General features: G+C 61.4%; 9 protein-coding genes. 6 read left to right on the plus strand and 3 right to left on the minus strand.

Annotated elements, in window-relative coordinates; all coding sequences use genetic code 11:
- The first annotated feature begins 13 nt into the window (after window positions 1-13).
- The 4 genes from NR187_RS24735 to NR187_RS24760 all read left to right on the plus strand — a co-directional run bounded on the left by NR187_RS24735 (window position 14) and on the right by NR187_RS24760 (window position 10,794).
- Window positions 14-1,765, plus strand: a complete 1,752-nt coding sequence (locus NR187_RS24735) for a type I secretion system permease/ATPase (protein WP_211386734.1) — start codon at window positions 14-16, stop codon at window positions 1,763-1,765.
- The gene (locus NR187_RS34920) at window positions 1,762-4,431 is read left to right on the plus strand and encodes a cadherin-like domain-containing protein (protein ID WP_306235711.1); all 2,670 of its coding nucleotides are present in this window, start codon (window positions 1,762-1,764) and stop codon (window positions 4,429-4,431) included. Before NR187_RS24735 ends, NR187_RS34920 begins: the two co-directional genes overlap by 4 nt.
- Before the next feature lie 13 nt (window positions 4,432-4,444).
- The gene (locus NR187_RS24755) at window positions 4,445-5,809 is read left to right on the plus strand and encodes an HlyD family type I secretion periplasmic adaptor subunit (RefSeq protein ID WP_211386732.1); all 1,365 of its coding nucleotides are present in this window, start codon (window positions 4,445-4,447) and stop codon (window positions 5,807-5,809) included.
- A 1,013-nt stretch (window positions 5,810-6,822) separates the two neighbouring features.
- Window positions 6,823-10,794: a hypothetical protein gene (locus NR187_RS24760; protein WP_256807957.1), complete on the plus strand. Its 3,972-nt coding sequence runs from the start codon at window positions 6,823-6,825 to the stop codon at window positions 10,792-10,794.
- Window positions 10,795-10,902: 108 nt separating this feature from the next.
- Here NR187_RS24760 and NR187_RS24765 read toward each other — a convergent pair whose 3' ends face one another.
- The 3 genes from NR187_RS24765 to NR187_RS24775 form a co-directional block, all read right to left on the minus strand.
- Window positions 10,903-11,229: a hypothetical protein gene (locus tag NR187_RS24765; protein WP_211386730.1), complete on the minus strand. Its 327-nt coding sequence runs from the start codon at window positions 11,227-11,229 to the stop codon at window positions 10,903-10,905.
- A gap of 203 nt (window positions 11,230-11,432) precedes the next feature.
- Window positions 11,433-11,657 carry a hypothetical protein gene (locus NR187_RS24770; RefSeq protein WP_211386729.1) on the minus strand — a complete coding sequence of 75 codons (225 nt, stop codon included), beginning with the start codon at window positions 11,655-11,657 and terminating at the stop codon, window positions 11,433-11,435.
- Between the two features lie 163 nt (window positions 11,658-11,820).
- Window positions 11,821-12,081, minus strand: a complete 261-nt coding sequence (locus NR187_RS24775; RefSeq protein WP_211386728.1) for a hypothetical protein — start codon at window positions 12,079-12,081, stop codon at window positions 11,821-11,823.
- A 199-nt stretch (window positions 12,082-12,280) separates the two neighbouring features.
- Here NR187_RS24775 and NR187_RS24780 point away from each other — a divergent pair, with 199 nt between their 5' ends.
- Both NR187_RS24780 and NR187_RS24785 read left to right on the plus strand, forming a co-directional pair.
- Window positions 12,281-12,721: a hypothetical protein gene (locus NR187_RS24780; protein ID WP_211386727.1), complete on the plus strand. Its 441-nt coding sequence runs from the start codon at window positions 12,281-12,283 to the stop codon at window positions 12,719-12,721.
- A gap of 191 nt (window positions 12,722-12,912) precedes the next feature.
- Window positions 12,913-13,872, plus strand: a complete 960-nt coding sequence (locus NR187_RS24785; RefSeq protein WP_211386726.1) for an N-carbamoyl-D-amino-acid hydrolase — start codon at window positions 12,913-12,915, stop codon at window positions 13,870-13,872.
- The last annotated feature ends 141 nt before the right edge of the window (window positions 13,873-14,013 follow it).

Raw genomic sequence — 14,013 nt, forward strand, 5'->3', positions numbered from 1 at the left:
GGCTTCACACCCAATGGCGAAATCGAAAGAACTTACCGCTGCGAAACGCCGCCGGCTCAGGGAATTGACGCAGGGCCTGCGAGGCGTTGCTCTCTTCCTCTTCATGGTCTCCGGCATGATCAACGTGCTGGCGTTGACCGGCTCGGTTTACATGATGCAGATATACGACCGGGCCCTGACCAGCGGCAGCGTGCCGACGCTGCTGGTACTCTCTACGCTTGCGATCGGGCTTTATTTATTCCAGGGCTGTTTCGACGTAGTTCGCTCCCAGGTACTGGTGCGGGTCGGAGCTCGGATCGACCGCAAGATTGCACCGCTGGCGCATCGGGTCGCCATCGACATGCCGCGCTTCGGCTTCTCGACCTCCGAGGCGCTCGAGCGCGGGCGCGATGTCGATACGGTCCGCGGCTTCCTCGGCAGCCAGGGTCCTTCGGCGCTGTTCGACCTGCCGTGGATGCCAATCTACCTCACCTTCATCTACGTCCTGCATCCGATGCTGGGCGCACTGACCGTAGCTGGCGCCCTCGTTCTCGTCGTGCTCACGGTCGTGAGCGAGATCATGACCAAGCGGCTCGCCGTCAATTTACGAAAATCCGCGATCGCGCGAAATGGCATTGCGGACTGCAATGCGCGCAATGCCGAAGTCCTCAAGGCGATGGGCTTCGCGGGCCGTGCCGTGGGCCGCTTCAACGAGGCCAACGGGGAGCATCTCGAGCTCCAGACCCGCGCCAACGACATAACCGGCTCGTTCGCTGCGGTGTCGCGCGTGCTGCGCATGGTGCTCCAGTCGGCGCTGCTCGGTCTCGGCGCCTATCTCACCATCAAAGGCGAACTGTCCGCCGGCACGATCATCGCAGTATCGGTGGCCTCTGCCCGGGCGCTTGCTCCCGTCGATCTCGCGATTGGCAATTGGAAATCCTTCATCGCCGCGCGCATGGCCTATCATCGGCTTCGTGACACCGTTGTGGCGCTCGCTGCCGCCGATGAACCCATGCAACTCCCCGAGCCGACCGAGCGTCTCTCGGTCGACAAGATCACGGTCGCGGTGCCGGGATCAGGTCAAGTCGTGCTGAGCGAGGTCGGCTTCGAGCTCGAGGCCGGCCAGGCGCTCGGCATCATCGGCCCCAGCGCCGGCGGCAAGACCACGCTGGTGCGGGCGTTGACCGGGATTTGGCCAGTGCTGCGCGGCAGCGTCCGGCTCGACGGCGCAGATCTTTCGCAATGGCGGGAGGACGAGATCGGCAAACATATCGGCTATCTGCCGCAGGAGATCGCCCTGATGGATGCCACCATCCAGGACAACATCTGCCGTCTCGAGCCGGATCCGGACTACCGTAAGGTTATAGAGGCTGCGAAAGCGGCTGGCGTCCACGACATGATCGTCCGGATGCCGGACGGTTATCGCACCAGGCTTGGACCTCAAGGCTGCGCGCTATCCGCTGGCCAGCGGCAGCGGGTGGCGTTGGCACGCGCGCTCTATGGCAATCCCTTCATCGTCGTCATGGACGAGCCGAACTCGAATCTCGACGGAGAGGGAGAGGCGGCGCTGACGGCCGCGATCGAGAGCATACGAGCCCGCGGCGGCATCGCCATCGTGATCGCGCACCGGCCAAGCGCGCTGGTTGCAGTCGACCTCGTCGCCATCGTTCAAGCTGGCCGCATGGTCGCATTCGGCAAGAAGCAAGACATCATGACCCCGGTCCTGCAGCCGACGGCGGCTACCGAAACCCGTGAGACCGAATCCCAGATGAGGAGGCCCGCATGATCAACATTCAGGCCACCAAGCGGCAAACCAGCGAGACCGGGCCCGACCGTGAGGACTACGAGGAGAAGGAGGATCGGCGCCGTCGTTTCGTGCCGCTCATCTTTCTGCTGATCGTCGGCTCCTGCACCGCCTACCTGAAGAGCTTCCTGCCGGCGACGCTGGCGGAGCACGATGATCACCGGCCGCCGCACAGCTCGGATACTGAGGAGCAGGCCATCAAGGAGGACGACGCCGTCGCCGATTCGGAAGCCGAGCCCGGTGATGTCGAGATGGCTGCAAAAACGTCCGGCAAGACTGAAGCGGTACGGATTTCAGCCCGCCCGGACGAGGAAGCCGTTGCGTTGGGGTCCAGTGACGTCATCGCACTGGCGCGTACCTCGCAGCCGAAACTCGACACTGATTTCGGCGGCGAAACGCCGAGGAGCGCCAGCGACAGACGCTCTCCTGACCGCCCCGATGCTCCGAATGGTGGAGGCGGCGGAGGCGGGGGTGGAGGCGGCGGCGACAAGCCCAACAATACGCGCGATTCTCCAGGTCCGGCGCCGGATATCCGCAATCGCGCGCCGCGGCTTTCCGGCCCGGTCCACCTGCCCGATGTGGCCGGATGTCAGGCGCTCACCATCACCATCATGGCGCTGCTGGCGGGCGCCACCGATCCGGACGGCGATCGTCTCACCGTGGTCGGCCTGTCCTCCTCGTCCGGCACGTTGACGCGGACTGAGGACGGCGGCTGGGAGTTCGCGCACGACCGCGGCATGCTCGGCGAAGTCACTCTGACTTACGCCGTCAGCGACGGCAGCGATTTCGTGGTTCAGACCGCATCCTTCAATGTCGTCGAGGCGCCACCGATCATCGGGACCGAAGGCGACGACAATCTGCTTGGTACCAAGTGTGCGGATACCATTATCGCGCTCGGCGGCAACGACAACATCGACGCCCGCGAGGGGAACGACAAGATATTCGCGGGCGATGGCGACGATCACATCTTGGCCGGCGCGGGCGACGACGTCGTCTACGCGGGCGCAGGTAACGATATTGTATTCGCGGGCGCCGGCAACGACATCGTATTCGGCGGCGCCGGCAACGACAGAATTTTCGGTGAAGCCGGCAACGATACACTTTACGGCGAAGATGGCGACGACCACATCGAAGGCGGCGCAGGGCGTGACATCCTGTTGGCGGGCTCTGGAAACGATTTTCTTCAGGGAGATGAGAACGACGACACGCTCGATGGTGGTGCGGGCAATGACCAGATGTCGGGCGGCACCGGAAACGACGTATTGGCCGGAGGCGCGGGCAACGACGTCATGACCGGCAACGCCGGCAACGACACGCTTGCCGATGGAGCGGGCTCGGACGTCGTCATGGGTGGCGAAGGCGACGATCACGTCCTGGCTTCGGCTGACGCGACAAGCGACACGTTCGAGGGCGGCATTGGGACAGACACACTGGACTATTCGTCGGCCGAGCGCAGCATCGTCGTCGACCTCGGCACCGGCAGTGCGGTCGGTGAAGACATTGGTGCAGACAGCATCGCCGGGTTCGAAGTCGTTGTCGGCGGCGCCGGCGATGACACTCTCCGTGCGGGCACGACCGCAGCATCGATCGACGGCGGGGCCGGCGACGACGTGATCACGGGAGGTGCCGGTGATGACGTTCTGGTTGGAAACTCAGGCAACGACTCCATTTCAGACGGCGCCGGGGCCGACATCGTCAGGGGTGGGGAGGGCGAAGATCGCGTCCTGGCTTCGGCCGATGCGACAAGCGACACGTTCGAGGGCGGCAACGGGACCGACACGCTGGACTATTCGTCGGCCGTGCGCAGCATTGTCGTCGACCTCAGCACCGGCAGTGTGGTCGGTGAAGACATTGGTGTGGACAGTATCGCCGGGTTCGAGGTCGTTGTCGGGGGCGCCGGCGATGACATTCTCGGTGCGGGCACGACCGCAGCATCGATCGACGGCGGGGCCGGCGACGACGTGATCACGGGAGGTGCCGGTGATGACGTTCTGGTTGGAAGCTCGGGCAACGACTCCATTTCGGATGGCGCCGGTGCCGATATCGTCAGGGGTGGGGAGGGCGACGATCATGTGGTCGCATCCGCCGATGCGGCTCCTGACAATTATGACGGAAATTCGGGTTACGACACGCTGGATTATTCGGCGACCGCGCTGAACGTCACCATCGATCTGCGCAACGGAACAGCGCAAGGCATCGGGATTGGCGAGGACCTGATTGCGGGTTTCGAGGAGATCATTGCGGGTTCCGGCGACGATCGCATCGTGTCCGCCGACGCCTCCGTGACGATGACGGGCGGCGCCGGTCGCGACGTTTTTGAGTTCCAGCGCGGGTCCAATGAGGATCCCGGTCGCGACGTGGTACGGAAGATCACGGACTTCACGATCGGGGACCGAATCGTCGTCGCAAGCTATCAGATCATTCTTGGTGATGATGACGCGCAGCAACAGATCGAGGACTTGTTCGAACAAGTCTACGCGGATGACGACAATAGCGGCCATGGCAGAGCGGTTCGCTTCCGCTTCGAAGACCTTGCGGATGGTCAATATACCGCCATTGACGTGGCCGACCGCCCCGATCCGGAAGACGTCCTGACTATCGAGATTTCCGGTCACCACCATCTGCAGTTCGCGGCCATTCACTCGTAAAGGACACCAAGCCATGAAGCATGTCGATGCCTCCGACTTCGTGCCCGCTCCGGCACCCGCCAGGTCCGAGAGGCCGGCTGTAGCCGCGAGGCCTTTTCGCCTCTGGCCACGTATCCTGGCTGGCACGGTGCTGAGTGGAATGCTCGTGGCCGGCTGCGGCGGCTGGGCCGCGATGGCGATGCTGGAGGGGGCCATCGTTGCTCCGGGCTCCGTCAAAGTCGACCAGAACCTCAAGGAGGTCCAGCATCGGGACGGCGGCATCGTCAAGACGCTTGCGGTTCGGCAGGGAGAGTTCGTGCGTGAGGGACAGATACTGGCAACCCTCGACGACGTTCAGATCCGGGCGGAACTTCTCATCGTGTGCTCCCAGCTCGTCGAATCGCTTGGACGCCGCGCGCGTTTGCTAGCCGAACGCGACAACTTGGCGGCCATTGAAATCCCGTCGGATCTTCATGCCATCTTCTCGAGGACTGCCGACGACGTGATCCACGGTGAAACCCGCCTCTTCACCGGCAACAAGATCGCCAGGGACAGCCAGAAGGAGCAGCTCGAACTGAGCATCGGCCAGACCGGCGAGGAGATCAGGGGCATGGAAGCGCGCCTCGCCGCAAAGGAGGAGGAGTTGAAGCTGGTGATGTCCGAACGCGACAAGCTGCAAGATCTGTTCGAGCGCAAGATTGTCGAACATCAGCGCGTTTACGCAGCCCACCGTGATACGGCGCGCCTGCTCGGGGAGCGCGGCGAAATTCAGGCGAGCATCGCTCGCGCCAAGGTGCGGACCAGTGAGATTCGGGTCCAAATCATTGCCGTCGATCATAACGCGGCCACGGAAGCCCAGAAAGAGCTGCGCACGGTGGACGCGCGAATCGCGGAGCTTCACGAGCGTCGGCTCGCGATCGAGGATCGCCTTTCTCGCACCGAAATCCGTTCGCCGGCTTCTGGCCACATCAATGAACTGTTTGCCTTCACGGTGGGAGGCGTCATCACGCCGGCTGCCAAGATCGCGACCGTGGTCCCGGAGAACGCTGAACTGAAATTCGAGATCAAAGTCTCACCGGCTGACATCGATCAGGTAAGAGTAGGGCAGCCTGCCCGTATCAGGCTTACTGCCTTCAATCGTACAACGACACCGGAATTGAAGGGCACGGTGGCGATGGTGTCGCCAGCATCGGCGCGCGATCCGGCAAACGGTCAGGAGTACTATTTGACCCAGATAAAGCTGCTTCCAAGCGAGGATGAGATTGTCCAACTGAAGGGGCTCAAGCTCGTCCCGGGCATGCCCGCTGAAGTGTTTGTATCCACACAGGAACGCACCGCGGCCTCCTATCTCCTAAAGCCATTCAGCGATCAGATGAACCGCGCATTCCGCGAAAGGTAGATTATTGGCCGATAGTCCGCTGATTGAGCCGTGAAGGTGAGCTTGATCATGTGAGTCAGCTCATGTGAGAACCTGCCGCCTCGCTCGATGACGGGTGCGGATGCCAAGCTCATCGTCAATGTTTTCGCAATGACTGCCTGGATTTACTCAATTCCCGATGTGACCCCCCTAACCGTTCCGGCCGTTTACATCGCGGCTGTAACCGATTGACCTAGACGGAGCCTCCGCGAGTCGTTTTTACAGCTAAGTATCTATAATAACGCACAAAAGCCAGGGGCGGCTTGTGCGCGCGGCATGGCTCTTCGTTCGCCGGCAAAGATAGTCCGGCGCTGCGCGGTAGGTCAGAGGACTACCGTCGCACCACCAGCACGCCCACCAGGAACGCCATCATCGGCGACGGCAACGGCGCCTCGCGCACCATGCCGCGCGCGATGTTCGCTCAGCGCTGCTCCGGGACCTGCTTGGCGAACTGGCTTTCACCATCGGCGTCATGCCCCAATCCGAGGCGAAGTGATCTCGTTCGCGGCCAAACGCGGGCCGTCGGACGCGGAAGATGGCAGCCTCCTGTTGCTCGCGCCGCGCGAGCGCCATCACCGTCATCGTCGCGACCGCCGCGGGCAACGTCATCTCGTCAACCAGGGTGGACACCGCGCCGGCGACGCCGCGTGCGTGATGGGCTCGCATGGTCATGATCTTGTTCCATGCACTGCATGGAACTGGCGGCGAGGGGAGGCCGGTTCCCGAGTAACGCCGAATGATCGGGCGCCGGCAAGTTGCGCAGAAGCTCGCTTAACGACGCCGTTGCGTCGGCTCAGCTGATGTCGTCGATCTCGCGCGAGCGGACGTGAATTCTGGTGGTTCCTTCCACCGTCATCCTGATGTGGGCATGGAATCCTCGCTGATGTAGGGAACAGCCGAAAATTTAGGCGAAAGCCGAACAATTTTAGCTTTCATGAAGGGAGTTTTCTTAGGAGAGCTTGCCAGTCTGAGCTCCACGACCAATGGGGCTCTACATGTCAAACACGACGGTTACCAGCGCGTCGAGTTTCTTGAATTCTCTCGGCGCCAACACCAATGCGGGCGCTTATACCGACGCATATACAAACTCCAGCCTGATCATCAGCAGCCTGAACTATCTGGGCATCAGTCACGTTCGCGACTCTTACAGCGCAATCGGGCATGCAAATGCCGTCGTCGACGCGCTTGCCAATGCAGGTATCTCTTTCGATTTTCGCGTCAGCTACACGCTGCCCGAGTCGGGCAGCAGCGGGCTGGCCAGCTACATCGCTTCTCTTGCGGAGTTCGCGACGGAGCACCCGGGCGCTCTGTCGTCCATCGAAGGCATCAACGAAGCCAACCTGAACACCTTTTCCTACAACGGACTGACCTCGCTTGAAGGCGCAGCAGCGTTTCAGGAGGCTCTTTATACCGCTGTGAAGGCCAACGGTGTTCTCAGCGACGTCACCGTCGTCAACTTCAGTATCGGATACCAGACCGACGCGACGAACGCTGTAGTCGGCGACATGAGCGCCTATTCGGACGCGGCGAATGCCCACGTCTATGTGCAGACAGGCGCGCTTGCTGACGCTCAGATCGAAGACGATCTCGGTCTGGCGCAGGATATTTCGACGAACGATCCGGTCATTGTGACGGAGACCGGCTATACGACATTGTCGAGCGTCACCGGCATCGGCGTAAACGAAGACGCGCAGGCGAAGCTTGTCCTCTCCAATCTGCTTCTGGCGTATGAAGACGGATCCTCCGCCACTTATCTTTACGAGCTGTTTGACTCGCCATCCTCGGCGTCTCGCGGCGAAAAGGAAGCCTCGTTCGGTCTCTTCCATGTTGATGGAACGCCTAAGGAAGCCGCTGTCGCCCTCCACAATCTGACGACCATCTTGAGCCACGGTGACGACGGCAGCTCTCATACCGGCTCGGATCTGAGCTATACGCTTTCCAATGCGCCCAGCAACACTCATACGATGCTGATGAACAAGTCAGGCGGCGTCAGCGATCTCGTCGTATGGGCCGATACGCTCGTATGGGACAATGCGACCCAGACCGAAATCACGACGCCGGAAACTTCCGTTACCGTTCGTCTCGGGCAGGTGGAAAGTGTCATTTACGTTTATGATCCGCTGACAGGTACCGACCCGATTGCGGTGTATTACAACACCAGCACGATCCAGATCGGGCTCAGCGATCACCCGTTGGTGATCGAAGTCGGCGCGCCTTCCGCAGCGGCCGAAGTCCCGACGACGGTGGACTACGACCTCACGATGACATCGGCCGACTTCGTCGCTCAGATGGACACTCTGGTGAGCGCCGCCGGACTGGAAAAGGTGACCTTGAGCGACTCGCATGTTCTGGCCGTCTCGTCGTCCGAGACCATGCAATACGTCATTGCCCGCTATGGCGATCTCCTGTCGAAGATCGACGGCGGTTATTCCTTCTCCGTCACCTGGAGCGGCAGCGGCTGGATCAAGGAGCAGGATTTTGACGCCGGCGGTTCCCTTACCGAGACCATCGTTTGGGGTGTCAGCAGCAGCGGTGCGATCACCTCGAAAAGCATTGCGCAGACCGACGGGCGGCTCGACTATTATCACTACGGCATTACCGGCCAATCCTACACGTCAGATCACACTGCGTACGATGCGGGCGGCAAGGTCACGCTGATCGAGCGCTTCCACGCCGATGGCAGCTATCAGTACAAGGCTGTGTACAACACTGACGGTTCCAAGGTTTATGATTACTTCAGCGGCACCGGTGCGCTGAGCACGGAAATCAGCGTGACGTCTTCCAGCACGGTCACGACCACCTATGATCCCGCGACCGGATACAAGCTCCAGGTTCATACGATCAATTCGGACGGCAGTGCCGACAACAAGGCCTATACAAACGGCGTGTTGATGAAGGACAACGTCCTTCACAGGGACGGCTCGTCCGAGGTCTACGTCTACAATGTCATCGGCCAGTCCTATACGACGACCCACCAGGTGACTGACGCGAACGGCAAGGTCACGCTGATCGAGCGCTTCCACGCCGACGGCAGCTATCAGTACAAGGTGGTTTACAACTCGGATGGCTCCAAGGTCTACGATTACTATACGAGCACGGGAGCTCACAGCTCCGAAGTGGTCATCACGTCGGCCGGCACCACGACAACGACCTATGATGCGACGACGGGCTACAAGCTCAGCGTTTATACGGCAAACGTGGACGGCAGCGCCGACAACAAGGCCTATACAAACGGCGCTTTGATGAAGGACAACGTCCGTCACAAGGACGGCTCGTCCGAGGTCTACGTCTACAATATCGCGGGCCAGTCCTACACGACGACCCATCAGGCGAGCGACGCGAGCGGCAAGGTGACGCTGATCGAGCGCTTCCACGCCGACGGCAGCTATCAGTACAAGGTGGTTTACAACTCGGATGGCTCCAAGGTCTACGATTACTATACGAGCACGGGAGCTCACAGCTCCGAAGTGGTCATCACGTCGGCTGGCACCACGACAACGACCTATGATGCGACGACGGGCTACAAGCTCAGCGTTTATACGGCAAACGTGGACGGCAGCGCCGACAACAAGGCCTATGCAAACGGCGCTTTGATGAAGGACAACGTCCGTCACAAGGACGGGGCGTCCGAGGTCTACGTCTACAATATCGCGGGCCAGTCCTACACGACGACCCATCAGGCGAGCGACGCGAGCGGCAAGGTGACGCTGGTCGAGCGCTTCCACGCCGACGGCAGCTATCAGTACAAGGTGGTTTACAACTCGGATGGCTCCAAGGTCTACGACTACTATACGAGCTCAGGGCTTCACAGCTCCGAAGTGGCCATCACATCGACCAGCACCACGACAACTACGTATGACACAGCGACGGGCTACAAGCTCACGGACTACATTGCGAATGCAGACGGCAGCGCTGAGAACAAGACTTACACCAATGGTGTGCTGACGAAGGACAACGTCCTTCACAAGGATGGCTCTTCGGATGCCTATGTCTATCAAATCACCGGGCAGTCCTACACTTCGACCCATCAAGCCAGTGACGCCGGCGGCAATGCAACACTTGTCGAACGGTTCCACTCCGACGGCACTTACGACTACAAGGCGGCCTACCACGCGGATGGTTCGAAGCTCTACGACTATTATACCAGCACCGGCAAATTGAGCACGGAGGTCTCGGTCACCTCGACCGGCACCACCACCGCCACCTACGACACCTTGGCCGGCTACAAGCTGACCGAGTACACGGCCAACGTGGACGGTAGCGCAGAGAATAAATCCTATACGGGCGGTGTGCTGATCAAGGACAGCGTTCTTCACAAGGACGGCTCGTCGGATGCCTATGTCTATCAAATCACCGGGCAGTCCTACACCTCGACGCATCAAGCCAACGACGACGGCGGCAACCTAACGCTCGTCGAACGCTTCCACTCCGACGGCAGCTACGATTATCTGGAAAAGCACAATTCAGATGGTAGCAAGGAAATCTCCAACTACTCCAGCACCGGTGCGATCCTCAACCACACGCTCATCGAGGCTGGCGGCGCCCGTGCTGTCGACTATTACAGCCAGGATGGGACCGGTGATATCCGCACCGATACGATGGATCTTAGCGGCAACCTGACGATGCGCGAATATACGCACACCAGCGGGGCCCACGAAGTCTATGCTTATGCCGACAACTTGAATCTTGCCGGTGGCACGGGCAACGATTCGTTCTACTTCCGCTCCACCAATGGCGGCACGGTAGCCTATCAGGGCGGCAATGACACGGTCTACAGCTTCAACACCGATACCTCCGCCGGCACGGACAAGATCTCGGTCAGCTCTTTGCTTGCTGCAAGTTTCAACGATCTTCACATGACCCAGCAGGGTTCGGATGTCCTGGTCACACTGGACAGCCACGATACAATCCTGATCAAGGGGTCCACGGTCGCGAACCTTCACAGCGATTACTTCATGTTCACGTAATAGCGGCTCGGGTCCAAAGCTCGTGTCCAAGAAGGGCGCTTGCGGCGGCAGAAAGCGCCCTTGGCTCGCCGGCACTGATGGAGCGGCGCGGCACGGCAGGTCGGGGGACTACCGCCTCGCCACCAGCACACCGAGCATGAATGCCACCATCAGCGACGGCAACGGCGCCTCGCGCACCATGCCGCGAACGATTTCCGGCCAGTGCCGGTCTGGGACGAGTCGCGGGGACCTGACGTGAACCGTCGGCTCGATGCCCCAGCTCGACGCGAGTTCGGCGATCTCGCTCGTGGCCAGTCGCTCGCCGTCGCGGACACGGAAGATGGCGGTGTCCACCCGCTCGCGCGGCGCAAGCAGCATCAGCGTCGTGATGGCCGTGCGCAACGTCATCTCGCCGAAGCCTTGCAGCCTTACCGATTCCTCGGGGTCGGACGTCATGCGAATTACCTCACAGCGCGAAATGGCGCGCGATGGTGAATGCCGTCGCCGCGCACAGGACCAGCGTGGACACCGCGCCGGCCACCCCGCGGGCGAGATAGGTCCGCGTCAGGTGCCTAGTCATGATTTTGCTCCATGCTCGGCATGGCAATGGCGGGGGCCAACGTTGGTTCCTTGCGCGCCAGGCGAATCGCAAACGCCGGCTATTTCCGCAGCAACTCGCTCAGTGCCGCCGTCGCTTCGGCGCAGCGGATGTCGTCGATCTCGCGCGACAGCCTGAGCGCGCTCGATCTGAGTTCTTCGACCTTCCAGCTCTCCGGATGCTGGTTTTCGAGCTGACCGAGACGCTTGTTGAGATCGTCCAGTCTCGATTGAAGCTGCCCGATGCTGGCGGCCCCGTTCACTTTCCAAACGCGTTGTGCACGCATCGTCGTTCCCCTGCTAGTCTCACGGCGTTGTGAGAGCGGTTCGTGGCCGGAATGGGAGTTTGTTTTGTCCGGCTTCAGACGGCAGGGAACCGTTGCAGATGGGCAACGCGAGTTCCCTCGCGGTATCGGGGTGCGGCTCGAGCTATCGCCCAGATCGTGCGCGTCAGGCAGCGCGCGGCCACTCGGGCGACTGCTTTTCAAGCCGGCTTTCGAGAATTGCGATACTCACCTGGATATTGTCGCGCCGGGCCCTCAGGTTCTGCGCGAGCATGGGGTAGGCGAGGTTTTTGGGATCGGAGATTCCAGCTCTCCGCTCTTCGTCCAGAATGTCGGCGTCGATCATCTGCATGCGCCAACGCAGATCGGAGATCAGGGCGTGGAGCTGGGTCGGCATGGTCGCTTCGAAACGGTACGTCGGCTGCATGGCAATCGCCTCACTTTGAGACAGACCCACTGCGGATCTGAGGGATTGACTGTCGTGCAGCAAGGAGAATGCCAGCGCGCGGGCTGAGGGAGCAGATCTGGTTCTCCGCCGGGCGCGATTGCTTCGAGGACGCTCCGGAACGATTGCCACTCCTTCCCGTTGCTGCAGGGACCTCGACAACGAGGCGATCGAGGGACCCATGCCGCTCATCCGCTATTTCGTCTTCATCGGCGGCGCTCTGCTCGCCCTCCTGTTCCTTGCAGATCACTACATGGGTGGCCCCGTGAGCGCGGCCGCCGGGACGGGTCCGGATCGATCGATTGCGCGCGTTCATTCTGCGCAAGTCTGGCCCGAGAAGATCGTGCTTGATACCAGGGTACGGCAAATTTCCCTGTCCAAGGCCGAGGCGGTTCCGCCGACCTCCGTACCTGCCGTCGTAAACGCGATCCCGACGCAGGAGAGCCCGCGCCAAGCTTTTGCGATGGTGACGCAGCCTGCCGCGACGCCGAAGGAAGTGGCGCGGACCGTTCCGAACAAGCGCATTGCGGAGCGGCACCATCGACGCCAGCCATCGCGCATGGCGGCGCGCGATCAGACGATGTTCTTTAACGCGCCTGTCTCAGCCTCGGCGGGATGGTAAGTCGCGCGCTGTGAGGGCGTTTCCGCGCGATGTGTATGCGTTAAATCACAAGCCATAGTCGGCGCTTCCCCCGTGACGGTAGGGCTGCCTCTCGGTTGGGCACCCTGCCGGACACCGAGGCTGTGCGCGCGGCGCGTCGCGCGATAGGCTCTGCCGCGACGTGATCCGGGAAGCGGACGAAGGAAAGATTCGTGGCGAGATTTGTGAATGTCGCGGCCGGCCAGCTTGGCCCGGTCGCGAGGACCGAGACGAGGACCGAAGTCGTGGCGCGGCTGATGGCCCTGATGCGCCAGGCGAGGGCCAATGGCTGCGACCTGATCGTCTATCCCGAGCTCGCGCTGACCACCTTCTTTCCGCGCTGGTATTTCGACGATCAGGCGGAGATCGACAGCTTTTTCGAGCGCGAGATGCCGGGGCCGGAGACTCAGGCGCTGTTCGATCTCGCTCGCGAGATCGGCATCGGATTTTATCTAGGCTATGCCGAGCTGACGATCGAGGCTGGAATTGTCAGGCGCTACAACACCTCCATCCTGGTCGACCAGAGCGGCACGATCGTCGCCAGGTATCGCAAGGTCCATTTGCCCGGCCACGCAGAACACGAGCCGTGGCGCGAATTCCAGCATCTGGAAAAGCGCTATTTCGAGCCGGGTAGCGGTTTCGGCGTGACCGAGGTGTTCGGTGGCGTGATGGGGATGGCGATCTGCAACGACCGCCGCTGGAGCGAGACCTACCGGGTGATGGGCCTGCAGGGCGTCGAGATGGTGATGATCGGCTACAACACGCCGGTGCACAATCCGCCTGCGCCTGAGCATGACGATCTCTCGCTGTTCCACAATCATCTGGTGATGCAGTCCGGCGCCTACCAGAACGGCACTTTCGTAGTCGGCGTCGCCAAGGCCGGCGTCGAGGAGGGCGTGGACCATATCGGTGGAAGCTGCATCATCGCGCCCTCCGGCGAGATCGTCGCGAGATGCACGACCAAGGGCGACGAGATCGCGCTGGCGCGCTGCGATCTCGACCTCTGCAATTCCTACAAGCGCACCACCTTCAATTTCGACGTCCACCGCCAGCCGCGGGCCTACGCGATGATCGTCGAGCGGAAGGGCGTGACCCTCATGGCCGATGGGACGCCGGTGCGGCCGAAGGGATGATTTGGCCTCGTGTGTCGCGGCGTCGTCAATCCCAATGCTCAAAAAGATTCCACTTTACCGAAATTCGGTTTTGGCGTATGTGTCGCCCATCCCGGCTCATCCTTGAGGGGCGATCTTGTGGTCGTCATGTTCGCGAGCCGG

It is taken from the genome of Bradyrhizobium sp. Bra64 (assembly GCF_024519875.1).
GTDB classification, from domain to species: domain Bacteria; phylum Pseudomonadota; class Alphaproteobacteria; order Rhizobiales; family Xanthobacteraceae; genus Bradyrhizobium; species Bradyrhizobium japonicum_G.